This window comes from Stutzerimonas stutzeri KOS6 (assembly GCF_000307775.2).
In the GTDB taxonomy this organism is placed as follows: domain Bacteria; phylum Pseudomonadota; class Gammaproteobacteria; order Pseudomonadales; family Pseudomonadaceae; genus Stutzerimonas; species Stutzerimonas stutzeri_B.
In genome coordinates this window covers 1714955-1731873 of record NZ_KK020676.1, presented here as the reverse complement: position 1 = coordinate 1731873, position 16919 = coordinate 1714955, and the positions used below count along the sequence as shown (strand labels likewise).

General features: G+C 61.3%; 12 protein-coding genes. 1 reads left to right on the top strand and 11 read right to left on the bottom strand.

The window, feature by feature from the left end:
• The first annotated feature begins 42 nt into the window (after positions 1-42).
• Positions 43-1308 (top strand): MFS transporter, encoded by a 1266-nt coding sequence (locus B597_RS36045; RefSeq protein WP_024162093.1) that lies wholly within the window; start codon positions 43-45, stop codon positions 1306-1308.
• A gap of 58 nt (positions 1309-1366) precedes the next feature.
• Here B597_RS36045 and hemE read toward each other — a convergent pair whose 3' ends face one another.
• From hemE to B597_RS35990, 11 genes are all read right to left on the bottom strand, one after another.
• Positions 1367-2431 (bottom strand): uroporphyrinogen decarboxylase, encoded by a 1065-nt coding sequence (hemE, locus tag B597_RS36040; protein WP_024162092.1) that lies wholly within the window; start codon positions 2429-2431, stop codon positions 1367-1369.
• 139 nt (positions 2432-2570) lie between these two features.
• Positions 2571-3989 carry an FAD-dependent oxidoreductase gene (locus tag B597_RS36035; RefSeq protein ID WP_003295587.1) on the bottom strand — a complete coding sequence of 473 codons (1419 nt, stop codon included), beginning with the start codon at positions 3987-3989 and terminating at the stop codon, positions 2571-2573.
• 106 nt (positions 3990-4095) lie between these two features.
• Positions 4096-8544 carry a glutamate synthase large subunit gene (gene gltB / locus B597_RS36030; RefSeq protein WP_003295586.1) on the bottom strand — a complete coding sequence of 1483 codons (4449 nt, stop codon included), beginning with the start codon at positions 8542-8544 and terminating at the stop codon, positions 4096-4098.
• Positions 8545-8717: 173 nt separating this feature from the next.
• Entirely contained in the window at positions 8718-10283 is a 1566-nt protein-coding gene (locus tag B597_RS36025) for an AAA family ATPase (protein WP_024162091.1), read from the bottom strand.
• 10 nt (positions 10284-10293) lie between these two features.
• A complete protein-coding gene (aroB, locus tag B597_RS36020; RefSeq protein WP_003295584.1) occupies positions 10294-11397 on the bottom strand; it encodes a 3-dehydroquinate synthase in 1104 nt (367 codons plus the stop codon).
• A 23-nt stretch (positions 11398-11420) separates the two neighbouring features.
• The gene (aroK, locus tag B597_RS36015) at positions 11421-11966 is read right to left on the bottom strand and encodes a shikimate kinase AroK (RefSeq protein ID WP_024162090.1); all 546 of its coding nucleotides are present in this window, start codon (positions 11964-11966) and stop codon (positions 11421-11423) included.
• Positions 11967-11972: 6 nt separating this feature from the next.
• The gene (gene pilQ / locus B597_RS36010) at positions 11973-14051 is read right to left on the bottom strand and encodes a type IV pilus secretin PilQ (RefSeq protein ID WP_003295582.1); all 2079 of its coding nucleotides are present in this window, start codon (positions 14049-14051) and stop codon (positions 11973-11975) included.
• A gap of 53 nt (positions 14052-14104) precedes the next feature.
• Entirely contained in the window at positions 14105-14632 is a 528-nt protein-coding gene (gene pilP, locus B597_RS36005) for a type 4a pilus biogenesis lipoprotein PilP (RefSeq protein WP_003295580.1), read from the bottom strand.
• Complete coding sequence (gene pilO / locus B597_RS36000) at positions 14629-15252, bottom strand: type 4a pilus biogenesis protein PilO (protein WP_003295579.1); 624 nt, start codon at positions 15250-15252, stop codon at positions 14629-14631. Before pilO ends, pilP begins: the two co-directional genes overlap by 4 nt.
• Positions 15249-15821, bottom strand: coding sequence for a PilN domain-containing protein (locus B597_RS35995; RefSeq protein ID WP_003295578.1), 573 nt, complete (start codon positions 15819-15821; stop codon positions 15249-15251). Before B597_RS35995 ends, pilO begins: the two co-directional genes overlap by 4 nt.
• Entirely contained in the window at positions 15821-16885 is a 1065-nt protein-coding gene (locus B597_RS35990; RefSeq protein ID WP_003295577.1) for a pilus assembly protein PilM, read from the bottom strand. The genes B597_RS35995 and B597_RS35990 overlap by 1 nt, the downstream gene beginning before the upstream one ends.
• Between the last annotated feature and the right edge of the window lie 34 nt (positions 16886-16919).

Sequence of the window (16919 nt, the reverse complement as noted above, 5' to 3'; positions counted from 1 at the left end):
AGGTCTGACCTGGAAAAAGCGAATCCCTCAGAGAGCGAAATCTTGAACAGCACGCAGTGCGCCACAGGGGCGCTGGCAGAAGCCGGCGAAACTTGCATGCCGATCAGCCATACCGAGAGAGGCACACCGCGCTTCGCGCGCACGGCGCTGGCCCTGTTCGCCGGCGGCTTCGCCACCTTCGCCCTGCTCTACTGCGTCCAGCCGATGATGCCCATGCTGTCCCGGACGTTCGGCATCAATGCCACGCAAAGCAGCCTGATCCTCTCGCTCTCGACCATCACCCTGGCCATCGGTCTGCTGATAACCGGACCGATTTCCGATGCGGTCGGGCGCAAGCCGGTCATGGTCGCGTCATTGCTCGCCGCTGCCGTGTTCACCTTCGGCAGCGCGCTCGCACCCAGCTGGCATGGCGTGCTGCTGATGCGCGCGCTGGTGGGCCTGGCGCTGAGCGGACTGGCCGCGGTGGCGATGACCTACCTCAGCGAGGAAATCCATCCTCAGCATCTGGGCCTGGCAATGGGGCTGTACATCAGCGGCAATGCCATTGGCGGCATGAGCGGGAGATTGCTGAGCGGTGTCCTGGTCGACTACCTGTCCTGGCACAGCGTGCTCGGCGTGATGGGCGGCCTGGCCTTGCTGGCGGCGCTGCTGCTCTGGCGATTCCTTCCGCAGTCGCAGCATTTTTGCCCGCGCCCCTTGCGTGCGCGGGGTCTGCTGCAGGGGTACGGCATGCATTTCCGCGACGCCGGCCTGCCCTGGCTGTTTCTGCAGGGCTTCCTGCTGATGGGCAGTTTCGTCACCCTGTACAACTACATTGGCTATCGCCTGATCGCCGAGCCGTTTCATCTCAGCCAGACCCTGATCGGCCTGCTGGCAGTGCTCTATCTGTCGGGCATCTACAGCTCGGCGCAGGTGGGCGCGCTGGCCGACCGCTTCGGCCGCCGCCGGGTGCTCTGGATGGTGATTGCGCTGATGCTTGCCGGACTGAGCCTGACGCTGTTCGACCGATTGCCCATGGTGTTGCTGGGCATGCTGCTGTTCACCTTCGGCTTCTTCGGCGCCCATTCGGTCGCCAGCAGCTGGATCGGCCGCCGCGCCAGGCAGGCACGGGGACAGGCGTCTTCGCTCTATCTGTTCAGCTACTACCTGGGCTCCAGCATCGCCGGAACGCTGGGCGGCGTGTTCTGGCATGCCGCAGGCTGGGATGGCGTGGGCCTGTTCATCGCCTCGCTGCTGCTGATCGCCTTCGCCGTGGCGCTGCACCTGGCGCGCCTGCGTCCGCTGCCGGAGCCGCAGGCGGCGCACTGAGCCCGCAATGCAAAACGCCCCACAAATGCGGGGCGTTCTGTTTCGAGCCAGCGAAAAGTCAGGCGTGGTACTGCGCGGACAGCTCGTGCACCGACTCGATGAACGCGCCGGCATGCGCCGGATCGACTTCCGGCGTGATGCCATGGCCCAGGTTGAATACATGGCCATTGCCATGGCCGAAGCTGGCCAGGATGCGCGCCACCTCGGCACGGATGGCATCAGGCTTGGCGTAAAGCACGCTCGGGTCCATGTTTCCCTGCAGTGCCACCTTGTCACCGACGCGGCGGCGCGCCTCGCCGATGTCGCAGGTCCAGTCCAGACCCAGCGCTTCGGCGCCGACATCAGCCATGGATTCGAGCCACAGCCCGCCCCCCTTGGTGAACATGATGACGGCCACACGGCGGCCGTCATGTTCGCGAATCAGGCCATCGACGATCTTGCGCATGTAGGCCAGGGAGAACTCCTGATAGGCCGCCGCCGACAGGCTGCCACCCCAGGAATCGAAGATTTGCACCGCCTGGGCTCCAGCCAGGATCTGGCCGTTGAGGTAGCTGGTGACCGACTGCGCCAGCTTGTCCAGCAGCGCGTGCATGGCCTGCGGGTTCTCGTACAGCATCGCCTTGGACTTGCGGAAGTCCTTGGAAGAACCGCCCTCGACCATGTAGGTCGCCAGGGTCCAGGGACTGCCGGAAAAGCCGATCAGCGGCACGCGGCCATTCAGCTCGCGGCGAATGGTGCGCACGGCGTCCATCACGTAGCCCAGATCCTTTTCCGGATCGGGAATCGGCAGCGCCTCGATGTCAGCGGCGCTGCTGACGACCTTCTTGAAGCGCGGACCTTCTCCGGTCTCGAAGTACAGGCCCAGGCCCATGGCGTCCGGCACGGTGAGGATATCGGAGAACAGGATCGCCGCATCCAGCGGATAGCGTTCCAGCGGCTGCAGGGTCACCTCGCAGGCCAGCTCGGGATTCATGCACAGGCTCATGAAGTCGCCGGCCTTGGCGCGGCTGGCCCGGTACTCGGGCAGATAGCGGCCGGCCTGGCGCATCATCCACACCGGGGTGACGTCGACGGGCTGCTTGAGCAGGGCACGAAGGAAGCGGTCGTTCTTCAAGGCGGTCATGGCAGGTTTCCAGCGAAAAAGTGCCGTGCATTGTCGCAAAGCAGCAAAAAAAAAGGCACGGCGAGCGCCGTGCCATTTAGCTATGGGCTTGATTCAAATCAGGCCACTGCGGGCGCCTTCGACGCCCGGCGACGCCCGATCAGACGCCGAGGTAATCCATGATGCCTTCGGCGGCCTGACGACCTTCGAAGATCGCCGTCACCACCAGATCGGAACCGCGCACCATATCGCCGCCGGCGAAGATCTTCGGGTTGCTGGTCTGGTGCTTGAACTGGCCGACCTCAGGTGCCACCACGCGGCCCTGGTTGTCGACCTGAATGCCCTGGGCCTCGAACCATGGCGCCGGGCTCGGCCGGAAGCCGAAGGCGATTACCACGGCATCGGCCGGCAGCACCTGCTCGGAACCCGGAATCGGCTCGGGGCTGCGGCGACCGCGTGCATCCGGCGCGCCGAGACGCGTCTCGACCACCTTGACGCCCTCGACCTTGCCTTCGCCAACGATGGCGATGGGCTGGCGGTTGAAGAGGAACTTCACGCCCTCTTCCTTGGCATTCTTCACTTCGCGACGCGAGCCCGGCATGTTCGCCGCATCGCGGCGGTAGGCGCAGGTCACGCTCTTGGCACCCTGGCGGATGGAGGTGCGGTTGCAGTCCATCGCGGTATCACCGCCGCCGAGCACCACGACTCTCTTGCCCTTCATGTCGATGAAGTCTTCGGCAGACTTCTCGAAGCCGAGGTTGCGGTTGACGTTGGCGATGAGGAAATCCAATGCGTCGTACACGCCCGGCAGGTCCTCACCCGGGAAGCCACCCTTCATGTAGGTGTAGGTGCCCATGCCCATGAACACCGCGTCGTACTCGGCCAGCAACTGGTCGATGGTGATGTCCTTGCCCACCTCGGTGTTGAGACGGAACTCGATGCCCATGCCGCCGAAGATTTCGCGGCGGCGGCTGAGTACGGTCTTTTCCAGCTTGAATTCGGGAATACCGAAGGTCAGCAGACCACCGATCTCGGGATTCTTGTCGAACACCACCGGGGTCACGCCGTTGCGCACGAGGATATCGGCACAACCCAGGCCCGCCGGGCCGGCACCGATGATCGCGACCTTCTTGCCGGTCGGCTTGACCTTGGACATGTCCGGGCGCCAGCCCATGGCGAAGGCGGTGTCGGCGATGTACTTCTCCACCGAGCCGATGGTCACGGCGCCGAAGCCATCGTTCAGCGTACAGGCGCCTTCGCAGAGGCGATCCTGCGGGCAGACACGGCCGCAGACTTCCGGCAGAGTGTTGGTCTGGTGCGCCAGCTCGGCAGCGGCGAGGATGTTGCCCTCGGAGACCAGCTTGAGCCAGTTGGGAATGTAGTTGTGGACCGGACACTTCCACTCGCAATAAGGGTTGCCGCAACCCAGGCAGCGGTGGGCCTGCTCGCAAGCCTGCTGCGGCTTGAAGGGTTCGTAGATCTCGACGAATTCCTTCTTGCGCTGGCGCAGCAGTTTCTTCTTCGGATCCTTGCGCCCGACCTCGATGAACTGGAAGTCGTTATTCAGACGTTCAGTCATTTCAAAACCTCTCAACAGCAGCCGAAGACAGTACATCCGGCCGCAAGACAATCAGGGTAAGCAGCGACCCCGCCCATGGTGGGGCCGCTGCTGAAGCGGCTTCTTGTTATTGCGGGTTGGCCCGGGTGCTCGACAGCAGCGAGGCCAGGTTGGCCGCCTTGGGCTTCACCAGCCAGAAACGACGCAGGTAGTCGTCGAGGTTATCCAGCAACTCGGTACCCCACTCGCTGGATGTTTCCGCGACGTACTCGCGCAGCACGTCCTGCAGATGGCTGCGATGGGCTTCCATCGCCTCGCCGGTGATGCGCTGCAGGTTCACCAGTTCGTTGTTCACCCGGTCGACGAAGCTGTTGTCCATGTCCAGCACATAGGCGAAGCCACCGGTCATGCCGGAGCCGAAGTTGTGCCCGGTCTTGCCCAGTACACAGACGAAACCGCCGGTCATGTACTCGCAGCAATGATCGCCGGTGCCCTCGACGACCGCATGAGCGCCCGAGTTGCGCACGGCGAAACGCTCGCCCGCGGTACCGGCAGCGAACAGCTTGCCGCCGGTGGCACCGTACAGGCAGGTGTTGCCGATGATCGCCGAGTCCTGCGAGCGATAGCTGGCGCCGCGAGGCTGGGTGACCACCAGCTTGCCGCCGGTCATGCCCTTGCCGACGTAGTCGTTGGCATCGCCTTCCAGGTACAGATTGAGGCCACCGGCGTTCCACACCCCGAAGCTCTGACCGGCCGTCCCCTTGAAGCGGAAGGTGATCGGCGCGCCAGCCATGCCCTGGTTGCCGTGCAGGCGAGCGATCTCGCCGGAAACGCGGGCGCCGATGGAGCGGTCGCAGTTGCAGATTTCCAGTTCGAACTCGCCGCCGCTCTTGGCATCGATGGCGCCTTTGGCCAGCTTGACCATTTCTTCGGCCAGCAGGCCCTGGTCGAACGGCGGGTTCTTCTCGACCTCGCAGAACTGCGGCTTGTCGGCTGGAATGTTGCTGCTGCCAAGCAGCGGCGTCAGGTCCAGGTTGTTCTGCTTGAGCGTTTCGCCCGGCAACACTTCGAGCAGGTCGGTGCGACCGATCAGCTCGCCCAGGCTGCGCACGCCCAGTCTGGCCAGCCACTCGCGGGTTTCCTCGGCGACGAACTGGAAGAAGTTGACCACCATGTCGACGGTGCCGATGAAGTGATCCTTGCGCAGCTGTTCGTTCTGGGTCGCCACGCCGGTGGCGCAGTTGTTCAGGTGGCAGATACGCAGGTATTTGCAGCCCAGCGCGATCATCGGCGCGGTACCGAAGCCGAAGCTCTCGGCACCGAGGATCGCGGCCTTGATCACATCCAGGCCGGTCTTCAGGCCGCCATCGGTCTGCACCCGGACCTTGCCGCGCAGGTCGTTGCCGCGCAGCGTCTGGTGGGTTTCGGCAAGGCCCAGTTCCCACGGCGAGCCGGCATAGCGAATGGACGTCAGTGGCGAAGCGCCGGTGCCGCCGTCGTAGCCGGAGATGGTGATCAGGTCGGCATAGGCCTTGGCCACACCGGCGGCGATGGTGCCGACGCCCGGCTCGGCCACCAGCTTGACCGACACCAGCGCCTGCGGGTTGACCTGCTTGAGGTCGAAGATCAGCTGAGCCAGATCCTCGATCGAGTAGATATCGTGGTGCGGCGGCGGCGAGATCAGCGTGACGCCCGGTACCGCATAGCGCAGTCGAGCGATCAGGCCGTTGACCTTGCCGCCTGGCAACTGGCCACCTTCGCCGGGCTTGGCGCCCTGGGCGACCTTGATCTGCAGCACTTCGGCGTTGACCAGGTATTCCGGCGTGACACCGAAGCGGCCGGTCGCGACCTGCTTGATCTTCGAGCTGCGCTCGGTGCCATAGCGGGCCGGGTCTTCACCGCCCTCACCGGAGTTCGAACGCGCGCCGATGCGATTCATCGCCGCGGCGATGGCTTCGTGAGCTTCGGGCGACAGTGCGCCCAGCGAGATGCCGGCAGAGTCGAAACGCTTGAGGATCGCTTCCAGCGGCTCGACCTCTTCCAGCGCCAGCGGCTGCTCGGCCACCTTGACCTTGAGCAGATCGCGCAGCATCGCTACCGGGCGCTGGTCGACCAGCGCGGTGTATTCCTTGAAGCGGCTGTAGTCGCCGCTCTGCACAGCCACCTGCAGCGCGCTCACCACGTCAGGGTTGTATGCATGGTACTCGCCACCGTAGACGAACTTCAGCAGGCCGCCCTGCTGGATCGGCTTGCGGCTGCTCCAGGCTTCGGCGGCAAGAGCCTTCTGCTCGGCCTCGAGGTCCTCGAAGCGCGCGCCCTTGATACGGCTGGCCACGCCACGGAAGCTGAGCTCCACGATGTCGTCGGACAGGCCCACCGCCTCGAACAGCTGCGCGCCACGATAGGAAGCGATGGTGGAGATACCCATCTTGGAGATGATCTTCATCAGCCCCTTGGAGATACCCTTGCGATAGTGCTTGAACACCTCGTAGAGATCGCCCAGGACCTCGCCAGTACGGATCAGGTCGCCCAGCACCTCGAAGGCAAGGAACGGGTAGACCGCAGTCGCACCGAAGCCGATCAGCACCGCGAAGTGGTGCGGATCACGGGCGGTGGCGGTTTCCACCAGGATGTTGCAGCTGCAACGCAGGCCGGTTTCCACCAGGCGGTGATGGACCGCACCCACGGCCAGGGACGCATGCACCGGCAGCTTGCCTGGCGCAATATGACGGTCGCTCAGTACCAGCAGGACCTTGCCGCCACGTACGGCTTCTTCGGCCTGATCGGCGATATTGCGGATCGCCGCCTCGAGGCCCATGGCTTCGTCATAGTTCAGATCGATGACCAGGCGCTCGAAACCCGGGCGCTCCAGGTTCATGATCGTGCGCCACTTCGCCGGCGAGATGACCGGGGTGGTCAGGATCGCGCGATTGGCGTGCTCGGGTGTTTCCTCGAAGACATTGCGCTCGGCACCCAGGCAGGTTTCCAGCGACATGACGATGGCTTCGCGCAGCGGATCGATCGGCGGGTTGGTGACCTGCGCGAACTGCTGGCGGAAATAATCGTAGGGCGAGCGCACGCGACGCGACAGGACAGCCATGGGCGTATCGTCACCCATCGATCCGACCGCTTCCTGGCCTTGCTCGGCCAATGGGCGCAGTACCTGGTCACGCTCCTCGAAGGTGACCTGGTACATCTTCATGTACTGCTTGAGCTGGTCGGCATCGTAGAAGGCCGAGCCATGATCATTGTCGTCCAGGGTCGACTGGATGCGCAGGGCATTCTGGCGCAGCCACTTCTTGTAGGGCTGCTGTGCCTTCAGGCGGTTATCGATGTCGTCGGTGTGCAGCACCTTGCCGGTGTGCGTATCGACGGCAAGGATCTGCCCGGGGCCGACACGGCCCTTGGCCAAGACATCCTCAGGCTTGTAGTCCCACACGCCGACTTCGGAGGCGAGCGTGATGTAGCCGTTCTTGGTGGTCACCCAGCGAGCCGGGCGCAGGCCGTTGCGATCGAGCAGGCAGACCGCATGGCGACCGTCGGTCAAGACCACGCCGGCCGGGCCATCCCAGGGCTCCATGTGCATGGAGTTGAATTCGTAGAACGCCCGCAGATCGGGGTCCATGGTCTCGACATTCTGCCAGGCCGGCGGAATGATCATGCGCAGCCCGCGGAACAGATCCATTCCGCCGGTGACCAGAAGCTCCAGCATATTGTCCATGCTGGAGGAGTCCGAGCCGGTGCGATTGATCAGCGGCGACAGGCTCTCGAGATCGGGCAGCAGCTCGTTGGCGAACTTCAGGCGACGCGCCTGAGCCCAGTTGCGGTTGCCGGTGATGGTGTTGATCTCGCCATTGTGGGCAAGAAAGCGGAACGGCTGAGCCAGCCGCCACTGCGGCATGGTATTGGTGGAAAAGCGCTGGTGGAACACGCAGATGGCTGTGGCGAGACGTTCATCGCCCAGATCGGGGTAGAACTGCGCCAGATCGGCGGGCATCATCAGGCCTTTGTAGATGATGTCCTTGTCCGACAGGCTGCAGACGTAGAAAGCGCTGTCGTCAGCCAGAGCGACTTCCGCCCGGCGCCGAGCGAAGAACAACTTGATGCCGAATTCGCGCTCCTCGAGCCCTTCCCCAGCAACGAACACCTGTTCGATTCGTGGCAGACGCTCGAGGGCGAGCTGACCGAGAACACCTGTGTCAACCGGCACTTCACGCCAGCCGACCAGCGTCAGCCCTTGAGCGAGGATTTCTTCGCTCAGGCGAGCCCGTGCGCGTTCGGCCTTGTCGGCATCCTGATCGAGGAAGATCATGCCGACGGCATATTGCGCCGGCAGCTCGACATTGAAATGCTCCAGCGCCTTGGCACGCAGAAAGGCGTCTGGCTTCTGCATCAGCAGACCGCAACCGTCGCCGGTTTTGCCGTCGGCATTGATGCCACCACGGTGAGTCATGCAGGTCAGGGACTGAATGGCAGTCTTTAGCAGGTGATGGCTTGCCTCGCCCTGCATGTGGGCGATCAGACCGAAGCCGCAGTTATCCTTGAACTCTTCAGGACGAAAAAGACCTGCTCTCATAGGCACTCCACCAGCTAAATGCGTTGTAAATCAACCCCTTATTGACGGTGCAGCAAATCACCCGTCATTCACGTGGGCAAAAGGGGGAGCAGTTTACAAAGCCAGCTAGAGCGGCACAATTTATTTTTGCAAGCGCCACGGAAATGCACTACGCACTTCCATGGCGCATTTTCTCATCGAGACTGCGCGATCTCCTTTTGCACGCTCGAAAACGAGCGCACCCATGGTTTGCCGGACTGCAGCGAAGCCGGCAGGGTTTTGATCGCCGCGACAGCAGCGGCACGGCTGGCAAAGTTGCCGTATGTAACGACGTAGAGCGGCTTGCCCTCGTGCTGCTTGACGAAATAGCGGTAGTTGCCGCCGTGCTGCCGGACGAATGACTGAGCGTTCTTCTCGGCACGAGTACCAAGAATCTGTAGCAGATGGTTGCCGCCCGGCTGACTTGCATACCAAGCGCCCTGGCCCGACGCAGGCGATTTCGCTGCGGGAGCAGACGCAGACCCTGCGACACTCTGCCGCACTGCAGGCGGCGCCGGTGGTGCAACTACCGGCGCCGGCACATTAGCAACCGGCGCTGCCGGAGTGGGCGCTGCCGGCGCGGCAGGAGCGGGAGCGGGAGCCGGCGAAGGCTCGGATATCCCCGGCGCCCCTGTATCCGGCGGAGCAACCGCATCGCCGTCATCTTCGCCGCCTGCGGCAGCAGCCAATGGCTCACGAATGACAGGCTGCGCATCGCCCCCCAACGGCAAGGACAACGGCCGTTCGGCACCATTGAACTCAATTGCGGCCTGTCCATCTTGCTCAGCCGACTCGCCAACAGCATCATCACCAGCCGAGCGATCAAGCGAAAGCTGCGTCACTTCCGGCGCAGCCTGTCGCTGTGCATCCTCGCCTTGCAACGTCAGGAACCCAACCACGACCACCGCAATGACTGCCAGAGCAGCCAGCAGGTGCTTCCTCGGCAAGACCAAGGAAATGCCGCTCGCCTTGCGCCGCCCCTTGCTGCTCTGCATCGCAGCAAGGAGCTCATCGCGAGCGATCTCGTTGATAGCCCCCGGCCAACCACCCGACTCCTCGTGAATACGTGCTATCTGCTCTTCATTGAGGCACTCGATACCACTGCCTGCTCCCTCAAGCCGCAGCGCCAGGTATTCACGAGTCTCGTCTTCCTCGTATGGCTGCAGCTCGATGGCGTGGTAGCGCTCGTCCCCTTCACTCAGCGCCTCGAGCCGCGCAGCAAGCGCGGTTTCGCCGAACAGGAACACGTGCGGGCGGGCCTCAGGAGTACCTGCGGCAAGGCGCAACAGGGTTTCAATTGCAGCGCCGGTCAAACGCTCGGCGTCATCCACCAACAAGTAGACTTCCTGCCCGGTCAATGCCAACTGAATGATCTGCGCCATCACGCCTTCGAAGTCGGCCTGATGGCTACTCAATGCCTGAGCGATCTGCGCGATCAACGCGCTGGCGTCCAAGGTATCCTGAGGGGCAATGACAATGCTCTGCACGGACTGTTTGTTGCTGCTGGCCACCAGCGCCTGTCGAAGCAGTGTCTTGCCACTTCCTTCCGGCCCCGCCACCAGCAGCAGCAGTTGGCTGTAGCGCGCCAGATGATGCAACTGCCCAAGCACCGGCTTGCGCTGCGCCGGAAAAAACTTGAACCCCGGAACACGAGCAGCGAAAGGGTCATGGCTGAAGCCATAGTGGTTCAGGAAAGCATCGTCCGCAGACAAACTGGTCATGGAAATTTTCTTACGCTCCCGTCTGTTCCGACATTGCGCCGTAATTGGCGCTCAAGGTGGCCTCCAGCACATCACGAGGAAAATCGCCGGTCACCACGGCTTCGCCCATCTGGCGGAGAAGGACCAGACGCAACTGCCCGTTCAGGGCCTTCTTATCGACTGCCATATGCTCCAGGAAATCCTCTGGCTGCATTTCGGCCGGCGGAACCACCGGAAGCGCCGCCCGCTGCAGCAACCGTACCGCTCGATCGCGTTCTGCCTGCTGAATCCAGCCAAGTCGACATGACATCTCGAGCGCCATTACGGTTCCCGCCGCTACCGCCTCGCCATGCAGCCAGACGCCATAGCCCATATGGGTTTCTATGGCATGCCCGAAGGTATGACCCAGATTGAGAATGGCTCGCATACCAGACTCTCGCTCATCGGCATTGACCACCCGCGCCTTGGCGGCACAGGAGCGATGGATCGCCTCGCTCAGCGCCACCGAATCGAGTGCGCGCAGCCGATCGACATTCTCTTCGAGCCAGCCAAGAAACGCTTCATCGCAGATCAGCCCGTACTTGATGACCTCGGCCAGACCCGCCGACAACTCGCGAGGCGGCAGAGTGGCCAGCGTGGTGGTATCGATCACGACCGCACGAGGCTGGTAGAACGCACCGATCATGTTCTTGCCCAGCGGATGATTGATGCCGGTCTTGCCCCCGACCGAAGAGTCCACCTGAGACAACAAGGTCGTCGGCACCTGGATGAAGTCGACACCACGCTGATAGCTGGCGGCAGCATAGCCCGCCATGTCACCAATGACGCCACCACCCAGCGCGATGACCGTGGTGTTGCGGTCGTGCCGGGCATTGAGCAGGCCATCGAAGATGAGCTGCAGTGTCTGCCAGTTCTTGTATTCCTCCCCATCGGGAAGAATCACCGGAGTGACGGCGTAGTCGGAAAGCGTCTGGATCAAGCGATCGAGATACAGCGGCGCAACGGTTTCATTGGTGACAATGGCAACCTTCCGGCCGCGGATCTTGCTGCTGAACAGCTCGCCGCGGTCGATCAACCGCTCGCCGATATGAATGGGATAGCTACGCTCGCCGAGATCGACCTGAAGAGTCTGCATGAGGCCCCCGAAAATAAAGGGGATTAGGATAGCGCAGATTGATCGCGGCTTTCACGGGGCGACAATGCCGCAAGGCGATCCAGAATCTCCAAGACCACCAGCCGCGGCGGTCGCTCATCCGTTTCGATGATGATGTCTGCAATCGATCGGTACAGCGGATCGCGGATGGCCATCAGCCCGGCAAGGACGCTTCGCGGATCGGGCGCCTGCAACAACGGTCGATTGCGGTCTCGGGCTGTGCGCTCGAGCTGCTGATCGACGGATGTACAGAGATAGACGATTCGACCACCGGCGCGCAGCGCATTGCGATTGTCTTCACGCAATACCGCCCCACCGCCAGTAGCGAGCACCACGCCATCGAGCCGACAGAGATCAGCGATCGCCGCACGCTCGCGCTCGCGGAAGCCGTCCTCACCTTCGACGTCGAATATAAGAGGAATACTGGCGCCGGTCCGCTGCTCGATCTCCTTGTCGGAGTCCTTGAATGGCAGGCGCAGCTCTTTGGCAAGCAAACGCCCGATGGTGCTTTTTCCAGCGCCCATCGGGCCTACGAGGATAATGTTCTTCAACGAATGTCAGCGACTTACGGCAACTGCCTGGTGGTTGAGGATCTTGGGCGTCAGGAAGATCAGCAACTCGGATTTCGAGTCAGCCACGACATCCCTGCGGAACATGCGGCCAAGATAAGGTAGATCGCCCAGGAAAGGAACTTTATCCACCGACTTGCTTTGAGTATTGGAGAACACGCCGCCAATCACGACCGTTTCTCCATCATTGACCAGAATCTTGGCGTTGACCTCGTTCTTGCGAATGGTTGGAGTCCCATTGACGTCATTGGCGAAATCAGGCTCATCCTTGGTCACTTTCACTTCCATGATGATGCGATTGTCTGGTGTAATTTGAGGCGTAACCTCCAGCGAAAGCGCCGCCTCGACAAAAGTAGTCGACGTAGCCCCGCTTGAGCTGGCTTCCTGGTAAGGAATCTCGGAGCCTTTGAGAATCTTCGCGGTCTCCTTGTCAGCGGTCATGACTTTAGGCTGAGAGACGACCTCTCCATTGCCGGACTTTTCCATCGCGGAAAGCTCGAGATCCAGAATGAGATTGTCGGTGATATAACCAATCCCGATGCCCGCAGTGCGGTTGGTCACGCCCAGATCAACGAATGGGTAATTGCCGCCACTGTCTTCGCCGGAATCCCCGCCTTCGTCACCAAGATCGTCATTGCCATATACGGCGCCCCGCCCATTGGCAAAGAGCTGCGTTCCACCCCAACGCACCCCCAGCGCCTTGTCATAGTCGACGTTCGCCTCGACGATCCGCGCCTCGATCATGACCTGGCGAACCGGAATATCGAGCTGGGCGACGATGCGCCGCAACTCGTCCAGGCGCTCCTGGGTCTGGTAGGCGATGATATTGTTGGTCCGGTCGTCGACCGCTATCGAGCCACGCTCGTCCGCTTCACCCTGAGTGTTAGTCACCGACTGGAACAGCCTCGCAATATCGGCTGCCTTGGCGTAATTGACCTGAACGACCTCACGACGCAGCGGAGCAAGCTCAGCGATCTGCCGCTGCGACTCGAGCTCCTGCCGTTCACGGGCCGCAATCTCGTCGGCAGGCGCAACCAGCAGCACATTGCCAACCTGACGCTTATCCAGGCCTTTGGTCTTGAGCACCAGATCCAGCGCCTGGTCCCAAGGCACGTTCTGCAGGCGCAGGGTGATATTGCCGCTCACAGTGTCACTTGCCACCAGATTCAGGTCGGTGAAATCGGCGATCAGCTGCAACACCGAGCGAACATCGATGTCCTGAAAGTTCAACGAGAGCTTCTCGCCCGAATACGCAAACCGGTCAGCCTTGCGCTTCTCGGCTTCATCAACGGTCAGAGGCTTGACGCTGATGGTCAGCTTGTTATCGGTCTGGTAAGCCAGATAGTCGTACCGACCTGTCGGCTCGATGGCGATGCTCGCGCCACCCGATTGGGCAGTGGCATCGACAAACCTGACCGGCGTGGCGAAGTCCTGGACATCCAGGCGAACGCGCAGAGATTCTGGCAGTTGAGTCTTGTCGAAATTGACGCGGATTTTCCCGTTCTGCTCCTCGATGGTCGCACTCACCGACGGATCGGACAGGGTGATGACAACATTCCCCGCGCCCTCATCACCTCGGCGGAAATCGATATTGTCGATCGCCTTGCCAGCCACAACCGATTTCACAGGAGCGGGCGCAGGCGCAGCGACTGGCGTGGCCGAAACGACTGCAGGGCTGCCAGCACCAGCGCTTTCACCCAGCACGATGAACAGGTTGTTGCCCTCTACTCGAGTGGTATAAGGCACAAGCGAAGAGAGATTAAAGATGAGCCGGGTACGTCCTTGCGCCTCGACGACGGTGACGCTACGCGCATTACCGACACCCAACTCCCGGTTCTTCGCACCCAGATTATTCGATACACCGGGCAAATCGAGCGCGATCCGGGCGGGCTGGTCAAGCGTATAACCACGCGGCGATGCAACAGGTTCATCGAAGGCCAGCTTCAACTCGACTCGATCACCTGGCAGTGTCGCAACATCCAGAGCATTGAGGCTGGCAGCCAGCAGAGTCGGCGATACCAAAACCACCAGCAAAGACATGCCAACGCGAGAGAGGATACTGTTCATAAATTGCTTCCGTTGTGCAGACCGGTAAAGGTTTTCCATGCTATTGCCCCGCCCTAGGTGCGCTCTTTCAAGGTCAGACTGCGCGGGCGCTCTAGCCACCCACCCTCTCCATCTGGAACGATCTCCACTACGTCCACCCCAGCCTCGCTGATCTCCACGATGCGCCCATGGTTACGCCCCAGATAGTCACCGACCTTGACCCTATGGACTCCGTCGCCACCCTTGATCAGAGCGTACCGCCCGCCAGCATTGCCCAGCGTGCCCACCATGGTGAAATTCTCGATATTGAAGCCTTCAAGGAACTGCTTGACGCGCGACTCGTCTGGTTGGATATCTTTCGAGCCTTTCTGCCGCTGCGCCAACTCAAGTTTCACGGGGGGCTGAAACGGATGGCGCAAGGCCGCCGCACTATATGTAAAAGCCTCATAGGGGATGAATGCCGGCAGCGGCTCGATCGTTCCCTTCGGCTTTGCCCTTACCTCGTCCATGAATTGCTGCAGGTCACCGAAGTCCGAACCGCCACCACAGCCCGCAAGCGCTGCCAGGCTCAAGCCCAGCGCAGTGAGTCGTCTCCTCCTCATTTCTGCAGCCCCTTGTCGTTGTAGCGATACGTCTTGGCGACAATGCTCATCCGCAACTTGGATGTCGTTTCATTACTCTCTGGCTTAATCTCGAAATCATGCAGCGTAACGATGCGGGGAAGGCTGGCAACTCCGCTGACGAACGTGGCCAGATCATGGTATCCACCGACGACCTTGATAGTTATCGGCAATTCGATATAGAACTGCTGCGCTACTTCCGGCTGCAGTTTTATTTCCTCGAATTCCAATCCGCTACCCAGTCCTGTTCGGGTGATATCTTCCAGAAGCCCAGGCACTTCGGTATCACTCGGCAGTTGCCGAAGCAAAGCACCGAAAGAGGTTTCCATTTCGGCCATTTGTTTCTTGTAGGCGTCCAAGTTGGCAGCCTGGAACGCCTTGGTCGAAAACTGCTGCTTCAGCGTTGCTTCCTGGGCCTGCTGCTGCTCCAACTGCGTCTGCATGTCCTGCAAATGGAAGTAATACCCGAGGGCAAGCACCACTGCGAGCAGAATGAAACCGGTTATGACCTTGATGGGCGCCGGCCACGACCCGAGATTGTTCAGATCCAGATCGGCAACATCGATCTTGCGAAGACTTTCCAACGACTCGGCCAGGCTCATGGCTTCGCTCCTTCCGTAGAGACACCCGGCTGGGTCTGCTGGACCGTCAGTTGGAAGATGTTCTCCTGATCGACCGCACCCGCAGTTACGGCCTTGACCTCATTCAGATTGGGGGCTTCGAGCCACTCCGACCCATCCAGATTGCGCATGAGATTGGAAACGCGGTTGTTCGATTCGGCCGCGCCGACGATAGCGATATTCTTGCCAATCATTGTAAGTGCGGTGAAATACACACCGTCCGGTAGCGTCCTCACCAGTTGGTCAAACACTCGACCGATAATCGGCCGGTTGCCCTGGAGGTCCTGAATGATCTTCATACGCTCCAGCAATTGCTGCCTGCGCTCCTTCAGCTCCTTGATTTCCTTGATGCGTGCATCAAGTACCGCGATTTCCTTCTTGATGAATTCGTTTCGTGCAGCCTGCTGCTCTATCGCACCCTGCAAATATCGATCACCGAGAAATAACAGACCCGCAGCGACAACAAGCACACCGACAAGGGATGCCAGGAAGCGCTGCTTGCGCTCTTCACGCAGTTGCTCGCGCCATGGAAGAAGATTGATCTGCGCCATCAGTCGAAACTCCTCAGCGCCAGTCCACAGGCAATCATCAGCGAGGGCGCATCACTGGCCAGCGCTCCGGCATTGACCTTGCTGCTCAAGGCCATGTCGGCGAACGGATTTGCAACGTGCGTTTGGGTGCCGATCTTCTGCTGTATCAGATGGTCCAGCCCGGGGAGGGACGCCGTTCCACCCGCGAGCAGAATGCAATCGACGTCGTGGAACTGCCCTGCAGCGAAAAAGAACTGCAACGAGCGTGAAACCTGCTGAACGACCGCCTCCTTAAATGGAAGCAGAACCTCGTTGTCGTAGTCGTCCGGGAGCCCGCCCTGTTTCTTCGCCAGACCGGCCTCCTCCTGGGACAGGCCGTAGCGGCGCTGGATTTCCTCGGTCAGTTGGCGCCCGCCGAACAGTTGCTCGCGACTGTAGATGGTACGGCCGTTATGCAAGACGCTAAGCGTGGTCATCGTCGCACCGATGTCCACAATCGCGACCGTCAGCTCGCTGTGACCACCATTCAACTGCGGTGCCAGGAGCCCATAGGAACGTTCAAGTGCATAGGCCTCGACATCGACTACCTTTGCGGTCAGGCCGGCCAGCGCCAAAGCGGCTTCGCGGACCTCGACGTTCTCCTTTCGGCAAGCCGCGAGCAGAACCTCGACTTTACCCGGCGCGCGCGGTGCCGGCCCCTGGACTTCGAAATCGATCGCCACCTCTTCCAGCGGATAGGGAATGTACTGGTCGGCCTCGATCTTCAGCTGGTTTTCGAGCTCGTCGTCGGACAACCCGGCATCCATCTCGATCGTCTTGGTGATGACGGCCGAGCCCGAGACGGCCACTACAGCGGATTTGCACCCGGTCTTGGCCTTGGCGATCACACGCTGCAACGCCTGGCCGACACCTTCCAGTTCAGCGATGTTCTTTTCGACAACAGCATTCGGCGGAAGCGGCTCAACGGCATAGGCCTCGACCCGGTACCGGCTACCCGATCGACTTAATTCGAGGAGCTTGACCGAGGTCGAACTGATATCGATCCCAAGCAGCGTGTTCGCTTTCTTAGTGAAGAGCCCTAGCACGACCGATTTCCTATCTTTATCCGCAACTTACGGA